The organism is Ornithinibacillus jepli (assembly GCF_047228935.1).
Taxonomy (GTDB): domain Bacteria; phylum Bacillota; class Bacilli; order Bacillales; family Amphibacillaceae; genus Ornithinibacillus.
This window is the reverse complement of record NZ_JBFEGG010000001.1, coordinates 470,843-488,771: the sequence shown is the minus strand read 5'-3', so window position 1 is coordinate 488,771 and position 17,929 is coordinate 470,843. Positions and strand designations below refer to the sequence as shown.

General features: G+C 31.2%; 23 protein-coding genes. 5 read left to right on the top strand and 18 right to left on the bottom strand.

The window, feature by feature from the left end; genetic code table 11:
• Nucleotides 1–14 precede the first annotated feature (14 nt).
• The 4 genes from AB1K81_RS02545 (at nt 15) to AB1K81_RS02530 (ending at nt 2,737) form a co-directional block, all read left to right on the top strand.
• Nucleotides 15–719, top strand: coding sequence for an EAL domain-containing protein (locus tag AB1K81_RS02545; protein WP_412975080.1), 705 nt, complete (start codon nt 15–17; stop codon nt 717–719).
• A 14-nt stretch (nt 720–733) separates the two neighbouring features.
• On the top strand, nt 734–1,273 hold the full coding sequence (locus AB1K81_RS02540) for a PilZ domain-containing protein (protein WP_412975079.1): 540 nt from the start codon (nt 734–736) through the stop codon (nt 1,271–1,273).
• A gap of 552 nt (nt 1,274–1,825) precedes the next feature.
• A complete protein-coding gene (locus tag AB1K81_RS02535) occupies nt 1,826–2,227 on the top strand; it encodes a hypothetical protein (protein WP_412975078.1) in 402 nt (133 codons plus the stop codon).
• A 39-nt stretch (nt 2,228–2,266) separates the two neighbouring features.
• Nucleotides 2,267–2,737, top strand: coding sequence for a tyrosine-type recombinase/integrase (locus AB1K81_RS02530; RefSeq protein ID WP_412976103.1), 471 nt, complete (start codon nt 2,267–2,269; stop codon nt 2,735–2,737).
• A 358-nt stretch (nt 2,738–3,095) separates the two neighbouring features.
• Here the strand turns inward: AB1K81_RS02530 and AB1K81_RS02525 are convergent, their stop codons facing one another.
• The 7 genes from AB1K81_RS02525 to AB1K81_RS02495 form a co-directional block, all read right to left on the bottom strand.
• Nucleotides 3,096–3,689 carry a hypothetical protein gene (locus tag AB1K81_RS02525; RefSeq protein ID WP_412975077.1) on the bottom strand — a complete coding sequence of 198 codons (594 nt, stop codon included), beginning with the start codon at nt 3,687–3,689 and terminating at the stop codon, nt 3,096–3,098.
• 63 nt (nt 3,690–3,752) lie between these two features.
• Nucleotides 3,753–4,283 carry a super-infection exclusion protein B gene (locus tag AB1K81_RS02520; RefSeq protein WP_412975076.1) on the bottom strand — a complete coding sequence of 177 codons (531 nt, stop codon included), beginning with the start codon at nt 4,281–4,283 and terminating at the stop codon, nt 3,753–3,755.
• Between the two features lie 69 nt (nt 4,284–4,352).
• Nucleotides 4,353–4,682 carry a hypothetical protein gene (locus AB1K81_RS02515; RefSeq protein ID WP_412975075.1) on the bottom strand — a complete coding sequence of 110 codons (330 nt, stop codon included), beginning with the start codon at nt 4,680–4,682 and terminating at the stop codon, nt 4,353–4,355.
• A gap of 38 nt (nt 4,683–4,720) precedes the next feature.
• A complete protein-coding gene (locus AB1K81_RS02510; protein WP_412975074.1) occupies nt 4,721–5,551 on the bottom strand; it encodes a hypothetical protein in 831 nt (276 codons plus the stop codon).
• Entirely contained in the window at nt 5,544–6,218 is a 675-nt protein-coding gene (locus AB1K81_RS02505) for a hypothetical protein (RefSeq protein WP_412975073.1), read from the bottom strand. The genes AB1K81_RS02510 and AB1K81_RS02505 overlap by 8 nt, the downstream gene beginning before the upstream one ends.
• A gap of 278 nt (nt 6,219–6,496) precedes the next feature.
• Complete coding sequence (locus AB1K81_RS02500; RefSeq protein WP_412975072.1) at nt 6,497–6,838, bottom strand: hypothetical protein; 342 nt, start codon at nt 6,836–6,838, stop codon at nt 6,497–6,499.
• A 55-nt stretch (nt 6,839–6,893) separates the two neighbouring features.
• Nucleotides 6,894–7,232, bottom strand: a complete 339-nt coding sequence (locus tag AB1K81_RS02495) for a hypothetical protein (protein WP_412975071.1) — start codon at nt 7,230–7,232, stop codon at nt 6,894–6,896.
• A 126-nt stretch (nt 7,233–7,358) separates the two neighbouring features.
• Here AB1K81_RS02495 and AB1K81_RS02490 point away from each other — a divergent pair, with 126 nt between their 5' ends.
• Complete coding sequence (locus tag AB1K81_RS02490) at nt 7,359–7,502, top strand: hypothetical protein (protein ID WP_412975070.1); 144 nt, start codon at nt 7,359–7,361, stop codon at nt 7,500–7,502.
• Between the two features lie 701 nt (nt 7,503–8,203).
• Here AB1K81_RS02490 and AB1K81_RS02485 read toward each other — a convergent pair.
• From AB1K81_RS02485 to AB1K81_RS02435, 11 genes are all read right to left on the bottom strand, one after another.
• Complete coding sequence (locus tag AB1K81_RS02485; protein WP_412975069.1) at nt 8,204–9,508, bottom strand: phage portal protein; 1,305 nt, start codon at nt 9,506–9,508, stop codon at nt 8,204–8,206.
• 60 nt (nt 9,509–9,568) lie between these two features.
• Nucleotides 9,569–10,078: a hypothetical protein gene (locus tag AB1K81_RS02480; RefSeq protein WP_412975068.1), complete on the bottom strand. Its 510-nt coding sequence runs from the start codon at nt 10,076–10,078 to the stop codon at nt 9,569–9,571.
• 64 nt (nt 10,079–10,142) lie between these two features.
• Nucleotides 10,143–11,717, bottom strand: a complete 1,575-nt coding sequence (locus tag AB1K81_RS02475) for a terminase large subunit (RefSeq protein WP_412975067.1) — start codon at nt 11,715–11,717, stop codon at nt 10,143–10,145.
• A 49-nt stretch (nt 11,718–11,766) separates the two neighbouring features.
• Entirely contained in the window at nt 11,767–12,153 is a 387-nt protein-coding gene (locus tag AB1K81_RS02470; protein WP_412975066.1) for a hypothetical protein, read from the bottom strand.
• Nucleotides 12,154–12,497: 344 nt separating this feature from the next.
• Nucleotides 12,498–14,075, bottom strand: a complete 1,578-nt coding sequence (locus AB1K81_RS02465; protein ID WP_412975065.1) for a DNA primase family protein — start codon at nt 14,073–14,075, stop codon at nt 12,498–12,500.
• 23 nt (nt 14,076–14,098) lie between these two features.
• Nucleotides 14,099–14,278 (bottom strand): helix-turn-helix domain-containing protein, encoded by a 180-nt coding sequence (locus AB1K81_RS02460; protein ID WP_412975064.1) that lies wholly within the window; start codon nt 14,276–14,278, stop codon nt 14,099–14,101.
• A 213-nt stretch (nt 14,279–14,491) separates the two neighbouring features.
• The gene (locus AB1K81_RS02455; RefSeq protein WP_412975063.1) at nt 14,492–15,358 is read right to left on the bottom strand and encodes an SU10 major capsid protein; all 867 of its coding nucleotides are present in this window, start codon (nt 15,356–15,358) and stop codon (nt 14,492–14,494) included.
• Between the two features lie 30 nt (nt 15,359–15,388).
• Nucleotides 15,389–15,814 (bottom strand): hypothetical protein, encoded by a 426-nt coding sequence (locus AB1K81_RS02450; RefSeq protein ID WP_412975062.1) that lies wholly within the window; start codon nt 15,812–15,814, stop codon nt 15,389–15,391.
• Between the two features lie 351 nt (nt 15,815–16,165).
• Entirely contained in the window at nt 16,166–17,371 is a 1,206-nt protein-coding gene (locus AB1K81_RS02445) for a hypothetical protein (RefSeq protein ID WP_412975061.1), read from the bottom strand.
• 77 nt (nt 17,372–17,448) lie between these two features.
• Nucleotides 17,449–17,700, bottom strand: coding sequence for a hypothetical protein (locus AB1K81_RS02440; RefSeq protein WP_412975060.1), 252 nt, complete (start codon nt 17,698–17,700; stop codon nt 17,449–17,451).
• Between the two features lie 61 nt (nt 17,701–17,761).
• Nucleotides 17,762–17,929 (bottom strand): hypothetical protein, encoded by a 168-nt coding sequence (locus AB1K81_RS02435; protein WP_412975059.1) that lies wholly within the window; start codon nt 17,927–17,929, stop codon nt 17,762–17,764.

Below are 17,929 nucleotides of genomic sequence, written 5' to 3'. Positions count from 1 at the left end.
AAGGAATGGTTTACATGTGTTTAAGTAATTTATTGAATGTAGAAAAGATATATCATCTCTATCAACCTATTATTAATCTAGAAACCATGGAGATAGTTGGATATGAAGCTTTACTAAGAACCAATACACCCACACCCATTCATTCCAATATATTTAGCATTGCTAAGAATGAAGGCTGCTTATATTCCTTAGATACGCTTTCTATATCAAAGGCAATAAATGTTTATTGTCAATCAAAAGAATATGATACCGAAAAAGTATTATTTATTAATATCTATCCATCAACAATAATTAATCCAGAGTTTATCTTCTTTATTAATTCTCTCAATATTGAAAATTTAAACGTGGTCTTTGAGATTAATGAATATGAAGATATCAATGATTTTGATGAGTTACTAATAGGTATTAAACTTCTTAAAGACAAAAATATTAAAATTGCAATTGACGATATTGGTAAGGGGAATCTAGAAATTTTCAAGATCCTTGAGTTAAATCCCCACGTAATTAAGATAGATTCATCTATTACGAGAGGAATAACGGAATCATTAGAGAAGCAATTATTCTCTAAGCTTTTGGTAGATTATTGTAAACAGTTAGGCATTGAACTTGTATTTGAAGGTATTGAAAATAAAGATACTTTAATCAAAATGAAGAAAGATGGAGTTATTTATGGTCAAGGTTACCTACTAGGGAAACCTTATATGCTAAATAGCTTATAATAATGGTGACAATTATGGAGGATATACTACTTGTTACATTGATTATTTTATTTACAATATCATTAATATTAATTGCACTTATTGTCCTTATCGATAAGAAAAATAGAAAAATAAAGATGTTAGAAAGCCAATTAGATATTCTAAACAGTAATAGAACCGTTGCTACTCTTAAAAAATTAAGTGGTAGAAAAAACTACAGAGTCAAGGTTTATAATTGCCCTGCAGAACTAACCATACTAGATAGTGAAGAAAATAAGTTTAAAAAGCTTAATGGAAAGAAATTTGATGGTTCTATAGAAGATATAAGTCTGAGTGGAGTTAGAATAAAATGTGAATATAGTTTACCAGTGAATGTAAAGTTTAAACTTAGGATAAACTTTACACTAAAAAATGAAGAATTTAAATTAGATGCCCTACTTATTCGGAAGGAAGAACATTTTAAGATTAAATCAATTACATATGGTATTGAATTTATTGAACCGCAGCAAGAAGAAATAAAAAGACTAGCTTTTTGTTTACATAGTTTAGAAAGTGAGAAGAAGAGATTTTCCTAAAAAAGATCTAATTCACTTAGAAAAATGTAAAGAGCCAGAGTTACTAAAATCAATTCAGGATGAGATTGACTTTTTTAACAACATGGTTGAGCAACTAAAAAAAGAATAATGACATATATAGTCTCCGAATTTAATTCAGCAGTTGGAGGCTCTTTTTTTATGTCTAAATTATTTGGGCTGGGGTTTTAGGAGTTTTAGGGGTTTTAGGTTTAGACTCAACAAACTGTTTTAAATATACTTCTTGGGGCGATTGATTGGTCGCGGATCCTGAATTGCTCGTTGTAGTTGCACTAGACGACTGTTCAACTACACCCATCTATATCAACTCCATAATCCCAGACTGCTTAAATCTATTTTTACTAGATACAATAATTGAGATTACATCTTCTATCTTTAAGTTATTAACTTCCACATTGTTTAAATCCCTTTGCAACCTAATCCCCATTTTATTTCTACCATTTTCAGTTATTATACCTTGATTAATTTCGATAATATCATTTAATAGAAGTCCACAACTTGTAAATCTTTCTATCAAACGTAGAAGAAGAAGGAATGCGGTTAACTAAATATAAGGATAAAAAGAAAGAAGAATACAAAAATAAACCTCTACCAACTAGCACGATTCTGTATTATCACCGGATATTAAATAACATTTTTAATTTTGCAGTTGAGATTAAAGCTTTGGAAGAGTCTCCATTAAAAGGGGTAAAAAAAACTACTGTAGAATATAGAGAAATAGAACCTTACACTATTGATGAAGCAATTACGGTGTATCAAGCTCTAGATAAAGAGCTATTACACTGGAATATAGCATTTAAATTAACAATTGTTAGTGGTATGCGACGATCTGAAATCTATGGATTATATATATTGAAACATATCGATTTGGATAGAAGAATACTCCATATTCGACAAGCCTTAACATATACCAAAGAACATGGATATGATTGGTGAAATCTCAAGAAAGGCAGTAGACGTGCAAAGAAACGTGATATATCCATTCCAGAAGATTTAGTAGGTCCTATAAAATTATTAATAGAACAACGAATTGAAGAACGGTCTCATTATAATAAAGAAGAATTGTGGAGAGAAGAAAAGCATTTTTTATTACTCTCTCACGAAAATGGAGAACCTTTTAACCCTGACAGTATGAAAAACTGGTGGGAGAGATTTTTGAAACGCCATGAGTTACGATTCATTAACATACATGCCTTAAGGCACACTATGGTCACACTTTTAATTGAGCTTGGTATTCCATTATCTCAAATATCTAAACGTGCTGGACATTCTGGAATCAAGATTACAAATGACACTTACGGTCACCGTGTACAAACGATAGATGAGCTTGCCACTACCCAATTATCCGAAGTGTTAAATAGGAAAAATATTAAGAAAGATGAACCACTAAAAACCATCGAAAAACTACCTTCTGCCGTCAAAATGTCGGCAAATGCGTCCAAATAACGAAATAAAGCGAATCCTAATTTGTTCAGGAATCGCTCTATGTCAATGTTTATTCTGATGATTCCGATTGGGCTCGAACCAACGACCTCCACCCTGTCAAAATAAAGCGTGGGGGTCATTTTTCCTATTCTAACATTGAAAACGTTGATTTAATAGGAATTTCAACCCACAATAACTCATAATAACTCATAACAAATAAACTCTATGTGGTCAAATTGTGGTCAATGTGGTCAGTAGTATTTGTGTATTAATTTAGCCCACTTTTCAATAATTTCTGGTGGCATTTTTTTCAACTCTTCCTTCATTTTTTCTTTCATTTCTTCTGATATGATTATCATTAATATTTAACCTCCCAATACTAGGCAGGGGCTGCCGTGCGTTCCATCTGAAATATTCTTAATCCCTTTTGAAACATATCAACACCTATAACCCTATAATAATTATCAAAAAAAGTAAACTCATCATTCTGTACAATTGCTTGTGTATATTCATTGTCACCCATTACTACTTGTATCTCCTGTTGAGTTACTCTTATTTGTGATCCATCAATAGAAATTTTATCCTGGAACACTATACATGGAAAGTCTTCCCTAATTTCTGGTGATACAACTTCATAAATTGGACGGCCTAAGGGATCAACATCAACTATTTCCATAACTTCTTCCTGTATGACGATTGGAATCACATTTGTAGCAGGTCTAATTATTGATTGATATTCATAACCACGTTTCAACTGAACATCTGAAAACACAATAAATAATGTGTCATCTATTTTAATTGTATCTCCTCGTTTAATGGGAAAGTCAGTATGTATCTTTTTATCGTCAAAGTCATAAAGATCAGGTGTCTTTGTTAATGAAGTAACGATTACTTTACGTGTTTCTGTTTCTAAGTTTAAGTATACATCTACACCAAACTCATTAATTAAATTAGTAAACTCTCCTTCTAGCATCTTATCATATCCTTTCAGAAAAAATAAAAAACCATCCCGATATATAAACAGGATGGTTAGCATTTATAATAATATATGATCAATTGGTGTTTCTACTAAATGTGGATTTTTTTTTAAATACTCCCAAGCCCAGGGTTGAATATTATATGAGAATCCACTTCTCATATTCCCTAATTCAGAACTTCTATAAATTATCTTCCAATACTCTAATTCCCTCACTGCACCATTGGTATAATTTAATTTTTGACTTCTTGTATTTTTAATAATATAAAAACTTAGTATAGCCTTCTCTTCAGGAGTCAAATCTTTTAGTCTTTTCTTTCTAAATTTGTCTAAAGACCTATCTTGAAATTTACCCTTAATTATTAAGCCTAAATGCCATATAAGATGTCCAAGTAAAAGACTAGATGAAATAATTAATATTATCGTAATCCAAGTATTATAACTATTGTATAACTCTTCTATACCTAGCGGACTCGCTAAATCACTATTTCCAATTAAACTTAGACCACCAGAAAATATAACTATACCAAGCAAATACTTAGGACTAAGTTTTAAGATTTCAGTAAAATCTTTCCCGTTTACATTAGCCAATCATAATCCCCCTTTATAGACAATATAGAATATTTTATCATAATATTATAAGAGGGACTATAGAGTTTACTACTCCCTAAACATTACAAATGTAGAACTATTAGATTGTTCCGCTTTTAACTTTCGAATTTGTATAGTAAGTTGATCTATTCTATTCTGAAGGTTGGTTGCAAAATCGGAAATATTTAAGTCCTCATGCTGCTTATTAGCAAAATAGGACTGGTTATTAGCCATCGAGCTTAATACATCTAACGCAGTCCGCAAAATCTGAATACGCATTGACTTGTTATATTTATCAGAGTGAGCCAAATCATTATTTTCAAGATAGACTAGTAACTCATTATCTTCATAGCCTCGCAATCCTTTTAATTCCATTTTTAATACTTCTAATACTGTCAATCAAATCACTCCTAATAATTATTTTTAACTATGGATTATCATGTTGATAAAAATGCCATTATAAAAATATTTCCATCAATCCTACCCAGGCGATCGGAAGTTAATTCAATCTCATTCCACTTCCCAATTTCTAAGTAATTTCCTATATCTAAGTTAGCCTGACTTGTATTAAATTTTCCACCTAATTGACTAGTCCGATTTATACCATTTATTATTACTCCTATACCTGTAGCTATTGTACTTGTATATATTCCATGTGCAATATCATGGCTATGAGCTGGAATACTAATGTTATGAATGTGATTTGGTATTTGTACAATATGAGTGTGGTTTGGTGTACTAAAAGAATGGCTATGTGATGGAATTGAGACATTATGTGAGTGATTCCCATCAGCATCAAATGTATATATAGAACCTTCTGCGGAAGATTCAAACTGAACTGTCGGTGAATAATTTTGTTCTTGAGCGTAAGCAAAGTATCTTCTTTTTGGTAAAGTTGTTGGTTGCGACCCACTATCTACAAATAACCTATGGCGGTGATTACCTCCTGATGGAGTTGATTGAGTTGTTCCGCCTCCACTTTGAGTCGATGTGCTAGTTCCACCACCACTTGAACTAGTTGCGGTAGTACCACCGCCACTGGCAGATGTAATTACTTTTCCTCCACCAGATTCAGTCGTACCAGAATATGAACGGAAGGGAAGTAACCTAAAGTTCAAATTAGCTTCATAAATACTCAAAGTCTTGTCTGGTAAATAGACATACAACGTTAAAGGGTTGGATTCGTCTAAATTATCACTTTTCCCCTCTTGCCAACTCTGTAAAATTCCATTTTCGTCAAGTACGACCTGTTCTCCAGATTTATTCACTAATTGCAACCTCCTCAATTTTCCCATTACCCATTATGTAATGATAAATATTACCGCCAACTTCTTTGTGATTCTTCTCTATTTCTCGATATACGGAAGTAAATCTATTGATTTCACTTTCTAAACTTCTTACAATATTCCTTTTTTGTTTTAGAAGATTAGCAGCTTTATTATTATGAATACCATTAAGCACGATTTTTCCAAATGTCAGTTTCATTGTTTCAGGATCAAAATTATTATGGGGGATAAAGCGTGTATTAGTGTAATCAATACCATTAAATTGAAATACATTTAAGCAAATAGGCATTGCCCCCTTAACTAATTCAGAATCTAAATTTTGCATTTGATTTTCCCACTTCTTCACAAAGTCGAGATTTCTAAATTGTTGATATTTATTTCTACAAATCGCTTCAATATTCCTTAAAGATTTATCTTCACTTTTGATTATTTCTTTCACAACTTCAATATTTGTCGTATATTCGCCACTTACAAAAATAAGCATATCGTTATCTATTTGATATATTTTTCTTGCACTGTCGGTTATTACGTGAACATGATTATCTTTATCTTGTACTACCCCTCTACCATCAACAGAAACTAAAAGGCCATTTGGTGTAACCGTTGCTATACATAAACTCATTTGATCCACTCCTTTAATTTTTGGCAATAAAAAAAGCACCCACATTGGATGCTAAATTATCTTTCAACTTTTATTTCGATTTTTCGCACCGGAATATCATCTTTGTCGCTGTAATATTCCTGAATATACTTAAACACATCTGAATAAGAGTAATTTACGCATGTTAATTCAATAACCTCTCCATCTATATGATGAATCAATATATGATATTCAGACGCAGCCATTTTTTCAGAATTACTAAGATTATTAATAAGTGACTTTTTCAACATTAATCACCACTCTTATAAATATTAAAATTAGTCAGACTAAACTTGGTCATTCTCATTGACATCTCTAAGTATCTCGATACCCCAACTAACTAGTAGGTTAAAGCCATTGTTTTTTATCCCCCATTTTCTAAACTCATCATCATAATAACCCATCAACATAGAATTATACGCTTCATGTACATATGATATATCTTCAGCAGAAAATGAATTAACTCCCATATATAAAGCACTTTCACCCATATACTCATCTTTTAACCAATTAATTAAGTCGCCTTTTTCGATACGATCTTTAACTACTTGAACATCGACACTTTTACCTTGATCAACTAAAATAGCGCATTCTTGAGCGAATATTTTCATTACAGTTATTTTTTTCAATCATCTCATCCCCTTTGTCTACTTTATTCGACATAAGAAAAGAAAATCCTTCTTGTTAAGAAGCATTTTCTTTTTCAATAGACTCTGATTTGTCTAATAAGCTGTAACCTTTTCTATGTAGTCTAATATTAAGATGAAATAATTGTTTAATGACTTCACCAAATCCGATAAAGGTCAATCCAGAAATTAATCCCGAAAACACACAGATGAAGAAGATACCTGGTAAAAATTCAGTCATATAACTAGAATCATCTATTCCCAAAAAGAGACCCGCTAGTACACCAGCACCTATCATTATCCAACCGACATAGAATAGGGCTGAGGCAATCTTATTTTCCGGTAATCCATCATTTGATTTTGGGTAATCATCATGGTTTTTAGTTTCATTTGACAATATTAATCCCTCCTTTTTAACTATTATTCTACCATAATATTCTATATTGTCAGCATATTCTACTAGTTTTACTTATATCTTCAATATTTATAGTATAAAATAAGTAAATAAGGGTGGTGAGAGAATATGGCTAGAAGAAAACACTATACGATTCGAGCAACAATAAAAAAAAGACCTCCTACAAAAGAAGATCAGATGGTATATGATAAAATAATGGATATGTATTTAGTTCGTTTAATAGAGATAGCTGCCAAAGAAAATAGTAAGTAGATATATTTTTTCTGGGCGATAATAATTTGATATGCAATGGCAAACCCTGGTTAATAGGGGGTTATATTAGGTATATAAAGCCAACTAAGCCTCCTATTAACGTTTTTAGCTCTATAATTATATACATGCACTATTTAATGAAATCTTCTTATTATGTATAATCTATACAAATCTATGTATTTAACATAATCAAGATTATAGGAATGTAAATATTTTACAAACGCTGTAATATCAACGATTTTCCTTATATACCAACGTTTACACCCCCTTAAAATTAATGTATATCCCCCTTATATTTGACCTTAATTTCATACATTCTCAATTAGACTATAGATTTTACCAATAACACCCTAATTTGATAGAAAATGACCAATAAATTATGTATAAAATCCTGCATAAAAATGTCTTATTATATATGTTATATAGACATTTGATAGTTTGGATCATAATACACCATTGACTATCAGAAATAACTAAATATCAATAGCCTGTCTAGTTCTTGTGTAATCGAGAATAATTGTCACCCTATTGTAACAAGCGAAAAAATTTCAATATACTTTTATTCCCCAACTTTCCCATCATATCAATGTTTGTTATTTATCACTCCTATTCACTTTCAGGTTAAATCAGCACGCACACCACACTACATATAGTAGTATAAATGGAAGGAATATACCATATACAGTATACCCCCAAATATATTACTCTTTTGTTTTGCCTTGTTCTTTTGCAAGTCGTTCTTGTTCTGCGACTTTATCAATAAAGGAAATATTATCTTGTATTCCCTCAATACTAATTGCATTTAATTCTCGTAACTTCTGAATGACATTCATAATTGATTCATCGGATTTAGGCATTGATACATTGTATACAAAGCTAACACTATTAAATTCTGTGTCATCTAACTCTATGCCTTGTATTGCTAGTAATGTTCTAATACGTTCTAATCTCTGTTCAAAGCCATCTGTTAAGTATTTAGACATCATATCAGCCTTAATCTTAGCAAGTGCAAAGATACTCTCTATTGCTACTTCACCAACATTTGAGATAGTAGTGCTGCCATTTAATACGACATTTGGCATCTGACTTATATCCATTAAGGCATTACGTAATGTTCCATATAGTTCCTTGAATGCACTATGATCAAATGGATTGACAACATACTTAAAGTCTCCATCATCATCTAATCTATAACCTACACCATTGCCATGTTTTGGAAGCTCTGCATTAGTTAATGATTGGCCAATTACTACAGGTGTTCCCATGATATGACGATAATAGCCGTCAAAACTCTTTGAAAGAAGGCTTTCCATTCCATCTAAAATATCTATAATATCATTAATAAAAGCATACCCACGTGTAAAATCTACTTCATTTTCAGTCCTATAATGAATGGGCATACCTGTTAAATTAATCTTCTCTTCGACCAATCGCAAATCTTCGCCCTGGCTATTATTAAACTTATAAACTTTATCATTCGTAAACACTACGTAATAATCTACATAGTCAACATGAAAGTATTGAATAAAAGCTATCATTTCTCCATTTTCATCGTAAACAGGATACGCTTCAGCAGGATCAATAACTTGGCTTTTGATTACATTATCTTGAATAAATACATATTCAAACGATTCACCATATCGTTCAAGATCACTTAATATGCGGTAGTCTACTTTTCTATATTTTCCTTTTTTATACACCTTGTTTAGTTCATCAATTACATTTTCAGATCCGCTTAAACTTACTGGCTTACCTAAAAGAAAATTGACACTAAACTTTATAATCAGTTTTGCATACTGTAAACTTATTCTCTCCGTTTTAACTGTAACTCCATTAAACACTTCATCGGGTCTTTGTTTAATAGCGTGTCTGTTTTTACCTAAATATTCCTTTATGTTTACTATTTCCCTAATATGATTTTGTTGAGAAACACTTCCAACCTCCCCAGTAACAAACTTTTTAAAATCACCGTCATACCGATTATTTATGTACTGTGCTAAATCCACTCTATCAATTCCTTTCGTAAAATAAAAAAACACCCTTTGATAAGAGTGTTATAGTTATTCTCAGATATTCTGTTTTTCCTTAGATTTCAACCTATCAAGTTCATTAATCAAATCATTAACTACTCTCTCTTGATATTTTATATGTTCTTCTTGTTCACTATTTATTTCATATAATCTTTTATATAACATATCCTTAGCGTTTGTACTTGCTAGCATTACTATAATTATTCCTAAACCTAACAATGTTAAATGGTTAGACAAATCCTGTAACTTATTTACCCCAAAATTTTGCAGTAATGAAGTATGCGGCAATATTATAATTGAAAAAAATGCTATTACATAAAATGAAATACCGATAATATCTATTACTATTTTTAATTTTTTCCGTTGAGTGTTTTTATAAGGAAAAAGTAAAAATCTAGTAACTTCTGCATATGTAAAGAAAAATGCTGATACTGAAAAACAAAAACTTAGTATTGGATCAATAACAAAAACGTCAAATGAATGTAGAAATGATGAAAAGACAAATATAAAACCAATAATATAAATAATAATTCGGTTTATGTCCATAAACGATCCCCTCCTATTATAAATAATATAGATTATATAGGAAGTAATCAATCGATTATGGAGTTTACACGTACCATTTATTTTCTAATTTTGCTATAACTGATAATGCAGCACTAATTACCTTGTCATCGTGGCCTGTTCCTTTATTACCCATCTTCCCATCCTTTAGTTGATATATCTGCATTTGCTCAAGTGTTTCTTTGTCATTCAATAAAATATAACCTAATTCAAATTGCTCTTTAAATTTCTCAATTAATATAGGTTTGGTGGTTTGTGTAGTTGTAAATCCTAGTTGTAGTCTACGCTTCCCCTTCTGATCAAATAACTTTTCTTTGTACAAGTTCATATACAAATATTCATCACGTAATTTTTCAATAAGTACTATTCCAACGTTATTTCGTTCTATAGCGGTAAATGCTTCACCATAATATCTTAGTAAGTCATTACAAACTTTAGCAAATTTATAAATTGGTAGCTTGTTACTTCCGAAACTTGCTACTTCTATCCCCTCATCATCTATTATGGTTATAGTGGAAGAATCGCCTTGACCGTTACCATGTGCTGAATCTACACCGGCATAATAACGTTTTTTAGGATCGTATTCATGGAATATAAGCAACTCTTTATTTATGTACTTATGTAGGTTCTTAGGAAGGTCTAACAACTCTTTCTTATCAATTGGAGGGGTTATGTAGTTAACACGTTCTAATACCTTATTTTGGTCAAATACAGACTTGTTTGTACTAATAAAGGATTCCATATCATTACTAGGGTACTCTTGATAAAATTCTTCAATTTCCATATCTTGCATTTTATAATGTCTCCACATTAGTTGTTTAAGGGTTGCCCCTTGTTCATATAGTCGCTTTTCATCACCTTCTAAATCTGTTTTACTTAAACGTTTCCCATATTTGGCCTTATACCATTGTTCAGCTTCCTCATATTCATTCTTTTTAGACTCTTTATAGAATGGATGATACCAAGGAACAAAGTAAGGCTTATATTTCGAGTTACCTCTTTTAGATTTTTGATATAAAGTATAATAATAATTCCCTACACCGTTTGAAGTAGTTTCAATAGATATACTACCTTTATCAACTAATGCTTGTTCAATTGATAAAAGTTGTTCCTCTTGGCTGCCCCAAAAGGCGAACTCCGAACAATGTGCCCAAGTTAAAGACATTCCTCGACCAATATCCTTATATCCTGCTACAGCACAAACTACCCTACTACCATTCCATAATAGTAATTCATTTTTATTATCTCTTCTTGTTCCAGGAAATAAATTAGGGTACTTATCACGAGGAAGATTATCATTCATAAACTTCAAAGTATTAAACAACGCTTTGGCACTATCACCCTCATAAGAAGCAATTAAAATGGATTGATTGGGCTTAGTTACCGATTCATATAATGCCTTCGCAAGCATTAGTGTGCTTATACCTGCTCTACGTGACTTGTTAGAAATAGTATAGCGATTTCGCTTCATTAAGTCGGATAATTCTTCCTGTGCTTTATTTAATTTGAATGCTACAACTTCATTTTGTGTATTTACGATCTTGATAAAATTTAAGGCAAACTTTTCAAAGTCGTTCATTATAATATCTAACTTCTGCTTTTTAGTTAATTCAATTGTCACTCAATCACCTTCCTTGGACATAAAAAAGCACCTCCCGAAATGGAAAGTGTCATACTTTTAAATCATCTATTTCATTATCTTCTTCTTTGAATATTTCCTTTACAATGGATTGATTATCTTTAATCTCTTTTTTTAGCTGCAAGAACAATTTTACATCTTTATCATTACCGTCTTTCTTAGCTTTTTCGGAAACAAGATTATATATTTCCTCAAAATCCTGAGTTGATTTATAATCCAAGTATAATTGCAATAATGCCTTATACTCTGGATCTTTCTCCCAATTAATAAAAGCATTCATTGTTCTAGCATTAACTGAGTTTAAAAATTCTTCTTCTGTTTTCTTAGGTAATCTCTGATCATATCTAATATCAAATTTCCACTTGAAGTATTCTGCCTTTTTCCAATTTATTTTTTTAAGCATTTCATCTAACGTCAATATTTATCATTCCCTTAGAATTTTCTTAGTGGTACAGGGTGAAATATAGTGGTACAGGGTAAGGTACATAGTAAATAGGGTTAGCGTGTACCACTTTATACCTCACAAACGTTGATTTAATAATGTTTTGGCGATAGCGGTACAGTCGGTACAGGGTGATTTAAACTTTCTTTTATATCTATATAATATATATTATTATTTCTTTAACACTAAGAAGTAAAAAATAGTATGTACCGCCTGTACCACCCCTCATAAACCGTTGATATGAAAGGATTTTAGTGGTACAGGGTAGTTAAAAAAGTATGTACCAAAGACTGTACCACCATGTACCAGGTATGTACCAATTAATTATTTTCATCTAATAAACCTATGCCTACCCAAGTTAGTTTTCTACTACCTTTAATTCTTTTTCGTTCTTTCCTTGCATTAAATTTATGTTCAATTTGACTATTAAAATCATTATTGGAATATGTATAATAATTATTTCGGTTACAGTATTCTTTATATTCTTGATACAAAAGATTAGTTGATACCATAAATTCATTACCAGAATCCATAGAATTACCAACTTCACAACATTCATCTACAAATGAAACAATACTATCAGATTGTTGTATGTATTGATTTAACATTTCCTTAGTCGATTCATTTTCAGTAAATTTGTAACCATTATCTATCAGTCTATGTAATCCTTCTAATGCCTTATTGAGTAATGTTGACAAGGCACTTTCTGTAGTCAATTTATCAATTAAATGAACATCCCTATCCTTTCCTTTGAATGTATTAGGAAAAGGTATAATGATCCATCTTCTAAAGTAGGCATCTGTATTGTCGTGTGACTTTGGAATAGTATTAGCTGAATATATATGTTTGGCAAACGGTCTAAAAGTAAAAGGATCTTTTCCTTTCCTTTCAGCATCTATACTTCCACCGGTTACACTTGCTTTAAAGTTCCCATTTTGTTTCAATGCTTTATTAGGTAAATCATCAAAGGTATTGATTAGTTTATGTTCTAATTGAGCAACCTTAAACCTATTTTCATCTAAATCTTGTAATGAAACATTACTTATATTTTCCTGACCTACTAGACTACTAATCATATCAATCATTACTGACTTACCATTAGCACCAGAGCCATGAAACATAAAAGCCTTTTGACCTTTAGTATTCATTGTTAATGTATAGCCTATCATTTCATATACTAAATCAACTGTATCGGCAGGAACTACACCCCTAATAAAATCATATATAATTGGATCATTGGCATCTGGATTATACGTTACTGGCAATTGAACAGTTGATAATCTATTATGTGTATGAGGTAATAATTCACCAGTTTTCATATTGATTAATCCATTTTTAACGTTTATAAGATCATCATCAGGATTTACAATCTTTTTAGTATTTGCTATGTTTCTTTCAGTCTTTATCCAATCTATTACTTCACCTTTTCTATTTCTGCTAGTCTCTTCTTTGAGTATATTTTGAATTACCTTGTTTATCTTTGCTTCACCATTAGGAACATAAAAGCCATCATTATAATGATAAAGTTTATATCCATCATAAAAACAAAAAATATTTTCATTGATGTACTTACCTAATCTAGCAGGAACAAAACGTTTTGTATTTTGATTAAAAAAATATTCAGGTGGTAATATTTCCTTTTTTGGTTGCTTATGGATATTCTCAACATTATTTCTAGTTTCCTGTTTGAACAATTCCACATCATCAATGTTATTCATATACTCTATGTAATCTTCATCGATTAAAATCCCTTTTAAATCGGCCTTTGGGTTATGTTTGATATAATCCTCAATCTGTTCTTTATATTGTTCAGGGTACAACCTTTTAACCTCATCTATGTTAATTGGTTCATTATTGTATTCCCACCATCCAAATGGGTTAATTCTTAATTCTTCCATTTATTTTTCTTCTCCCCTTAATTCTAATGGTTATCTATATATTCTTTATATCTCTCTACAATTGTAATACTAGGCTGATATTTTCCACGTTCATACTTTGATAGATAAGAAACATCGCATTTCGCAAACTCCGCAACCTCTTTTAAAGTTAAGTTCAAACGTTGTCTCTTAATCTTGTAATATTCCCTTTCATTAATTTCCATTAATATAACCTCCTTTTATTCAATAATTTGAATCTGTATAAAAAAATATGTAGTAATCGGCTAGTTGACCAGACCAACCGACTACTTATTATATGTACCTCAAAATACAATGAAAGACGCATTCTATTTTCAAACAAGGCTTTATGTGGGTGATGAGTCCACATTTAAAAAAATTGGGTTATTCTGATATGTACACTCCGTTTATTCCAATACTTAAACAGTTTCAATAGAAAAACTTGCAGCAGCTTTTTCATTTAACAACTTAACCCCTGCTTGTTCTTCTAAGTAAACACTCATTTTAGATCCGCTTACAGACTGTACTACTGCATGGAAAGGAATCAACTGTGCTAATTCTAGGTAATCTGGATTAACTACGAATAGTTGATCTGTCAGACCTTCACAAAGTACAAATGATACATTTCCGTATACCGTAGTATAAATATCTGCATCAAACCCTAAGAATTTTTCACTAGCGAAGTAAGTTACACTCTCAAAAGAGTTGATGATTTTTTTCATTCTCGCAGGAACAAAGCAAATCATATTATCACTAGCACCAGCGTTATAGAGTTTCTCGATTGTCTCCTCAAATAAATCTTGAGTTAAAGACGCACCAGTTACTCTATTACCGACATCTATTTGTTCAAGGATACCGTTTGTCTTGTAAGTATTCGTAGCGACATCATAACCGCCACCAGTACCGTGAATATAACGGTTTTCAAACTGTGCTTTAATGGCTTTTGTTTTCTTCTCTACCTCATGTGATAGTAAATCGGAAATACCAATTGCACTAGATGCTTGTGCCGTATTTGTAACTGATGCCGTTGCACCAATTAATTCTAACCAGTTTTCCATAGGATATAGGCTATCTTTAACGTGTGCGGGAGCATCTCCACCCTCAGCCATTGTTACGGCACTTGCTGAGTTAATTTCTTCTTGCATCCACTGTACGTGGGGTGCACTCGCTTTTACAGTCTTACTTAAAAGTAAAGTTGTAAAAGGATTCTGTTTTTTGTTTACCTCGATTAAGACATCTTTCATATCGAATGATTGTCCAGGTAAAAAGTCTTGAGTATTAAACATTATCTATTTTCACCCCCTTTCAAGGTAATCTTATTTATTAAATCCAAAAATGGATTTAACCATGCCTTTTGTGTCACCGTTTTGTTTTGCAACATCATATGAATCAGTTCCTTTCTTCTTGTCAGTAGGTGTGTAAGAGTTTTGGATTTTCAAATCGGTATGTACCTTATTTAAAGCCTTGATAGTATCGTTTAGGCTCTTTTCATCTGTAGGATTAATAATCCCTTCATACATACTTAATCCAGCATCTTTTAGTTCAACTGATATTTGCTTTTGAAACAACTCTTTTTTAGCTTGTTCTAAGGCTTTCTCAGCGTCCGTTTTCTCAGGTGGTACTTTTCCCTTCAAGTCCTCTAATTCAACTTGTAATGGCTTTAAAAGTTCCTTTTCCCAATCGAGTTTGGCCTTTGCAATTGCTTCATTTACTTGCTCTTGTGTGAAAGTTTGATCTGCCATTTTTAATCACCCTCTTTTTTAAATTATTTTTATATATGAACGCTTAAAAGCGTACATGAAAAAAAGCAACCCTCTCCAATTCATATTTTTGAACTAAATACAAAATAAAAGTAGCCGATTACCTAGTAGTAACCGACCACTAAGAGGGTGTGTGCCAATTGCACACTAAGGATAGGAGAATTTCAATGAAATACGACCAAGAATTACTTAGCCGTGTATACAAAATTAAACCAAAAGGAAGAAGAAAAAATAAATCAATCAAGTAGTTAAATTAGGTGTGAAAGTATTTGAAACTTCACCCTATATCTATATATCAATTTATTAACAAGTAAAATTTGGAATTTTCTTACACTAAACTAATAGATTAATATATTTTTGACTATCTCCCTCTTTAGCAACCTTTTCACTTAACCCTTGTACTGCCTTCTCAACGTCTTTTAAGTACTTATTAAATGCTTTAATTATGTTAAGTAAAAATGAGTCCTTCCCCCTTTGTGTTAGTTTTAAATTTGTATCGCCTTTGAATATGTATTCATCAACAATCTTATATGTATTCTTATTGATATAATCCGTAACAACATCAATTATGGTATAGGTATAATCTGCTTTGTTTCTATGTAATTGTTTTGATGATAGGGTTTCTTCATTTTTAATATATACAGATTCCAAAAATTGAATAATATAACCAAAGTAATCGAATGAATTATTATTGTCATCAGAATTTCTAGTATCATATGTAATAATAGTTTGATATTGCTGCAAAAAACCTTTAATAGTTCGATATGTATTTCTGTTAGATGCAACTCTTTTTAATGTCATAAACTCGAAATACTTTTTATTGATCCGTTTTCCTATTGCCTTTTTAAAACTACTTACTGCTTGTTGAGTTATTCCAAGTTTGTCCGCTATATCCTGTTGTGTTAAAGAAACATCTAGTAGTGAGTTATATACTTTTTTCTGTTCGTCACTAAGTAGATTCCTTACGTCTCCCCCTATATATTCTATAAATTCTTCATAAGGGGCTAGTTTATCATCTACACTTATATAGTCATCGAACATTACTTTGTCTGATTTTCTTAAAACCTCTGTATCTAGTAAGTCATCGCTTAATTCTGTTACGTATTCATCATTTTCAAAGATAGGTTTATTACTCTTTTTATGATTCTCTTCATCATCCCCCCTAATCTTAATTTTCCCTTCAGCTAATCCTTGATTGTATATTTCGCCATCTAGCTTTTTAGCGATATATTTTAATATCTGTTGTGGTGATTTCTCTAAATCCACATTGTCAAAGATACTTTTTATGTTATCCTTTTTGTCAATACTAAATATTGCATTACTCACATAACTATCAAAATCAGCATAAGATAAACTGTAATATTTCCAATTCAGACTCCAGTAAATAGAATTTAATGCCTTATCGTTAAATAGCAATCTATCAACGCTGTTTTTTTTATTATCCTTATATATTTCTTGCTTAGTAGTTCCGATTAATTCATTAAAGACTATGTAATTACCTTGTTTGTACTCTAAAATGTAATCCTTTAAATTTCTCATTAATAAGTTTTTCCCTCCTTAGTTTTATTGTTTATATAAATCATCCCCTTGCTTATCAAATTGGAAAAGAAAACCCATCATTTGAAGATGGGTTCAAATTCTGCGTACTCTATTATTTCAACATCTCTACCGAAAACTATCTCTTCATCACCTTTTAAGTAAGGACTTTTTGATTTTCGTCCAGTACCGGTAACGGTGTAAAAAAACATGTTATCATCCATCACTTCCATATCAACAACAGTTACAGTTTTTCCTATCAGATCTTGATATAAGTTTTCACAAGTATCTGCCATTATTTTTATTTTTCCTCCGATAATTGTTTTTTCCATGTTCTCTTATCCCCTTTTTAATATATTTTTTTTATTTCTGTAAGTCTTGGTGTATGTATAATTAAATTCCAGTTTTAACAGGTGGATTATGAAGTTCTAACGCTAACTCTTTCGCAAGTTCATCATCTGGATGTTTTAAGCAATATCTGTCTAAGGCAATAGATAGTAACGATGCTTCAAAATAACTTGCATTTATTTGTATAATACCGCCTAAATTCACTACCTCCAC

What these genes read in the sequence shown, in the direction of transcription:
- AB1K81_RS02545 (WP_412975080.1), top strand. Translation starts at nt 15, where the DNA reads ATGTGTTTAAGTAATTTATTGAATGTAGAAAAGATATATCATCTCTAT.
- AB1K81_RS02540 (WP_412975079.1), top strand. Translation starts at nt 734, where the DNA reads ATGGAGGATATACTACTTGTTACATTGATTATTTTATTTACAATATCA.
- AB1K81_RS02535 (WP_412975078.1), top strand. Translation starts at nt 1,826, where the DNA reads ATGCGGTTAACTAAATATAAGGATAAAAAGAAAGAAGAATACAAAAAT.
- AB1K81_RS02525 (WP_412975077.1), bottom strand. Translation starts at nt 3,689, where the DNA reads ATGCTAGAAGGAGAGTTTACTAATTTAATTAATGAGTTTGGTGTAGAT.
- AB1K81_RS02490 (WP_412975070.1), top strand. Translation starts at nt 7,359, where the DNA reads ATGGCTAGAAGAAAACACTATACGATTCGAGCAACAATAAAAAAAAGA.
- AB1K81_RS02480 (WP_412975068.1), bottom strand. Translation starts at nt 10,078, where the DNA reads ATGGACATAAACCGAATTATTATTTATATTATTGGTTTTATATTTGTC.
- AB1K81_RS02465 (WP_412975065.1), bottom strand. Translation starts at nt 14,075, where the DNA reads ATGGAAGAATTAAGAATTAACCCATTTGGATGGTGGGAATACAATAAT.
- AB1K81_RS02460 (WP_412975064.1), bottom strand. Translation starts at nt 14,278, where the DNA reads ATGGAAATTAATGAAAGGGAATATTACAAGATTAAGAGACAACGTTTG.
- AB1K81_RS02455 (WP_412975063.1), bottom strand. Translation starts at nt 15,358, where the DNA reads ATGTTTAATACTCAAGACTTTTTACCTGGACAATCATTCGATATGAAA.
- AB1K81_RS02450 (WP_412975062.1), bottom strand. Translation starts at nt 15,814, where the DNA reads ATGGCAGATCAAACTTTCACACAAGAGCAAGTAAATGAAGCAATTGCA.
- AB1K81_RS02445 (WP_412975061.1), bottom strand. Translation starts at nt 17,371, where the DNA reads ATGAGAAATTTAAAGGATTACATTTTAGAGTACAAACAAGGTAATTAC.
- AB1K81_RS02440 (WP_412975060.1), bottom strand. Translation starts at nt 17,700, where the DNA reads ATGGAAAAAACAATTATCGGAGGAAAAATAAAAATAATGGCAGATACT.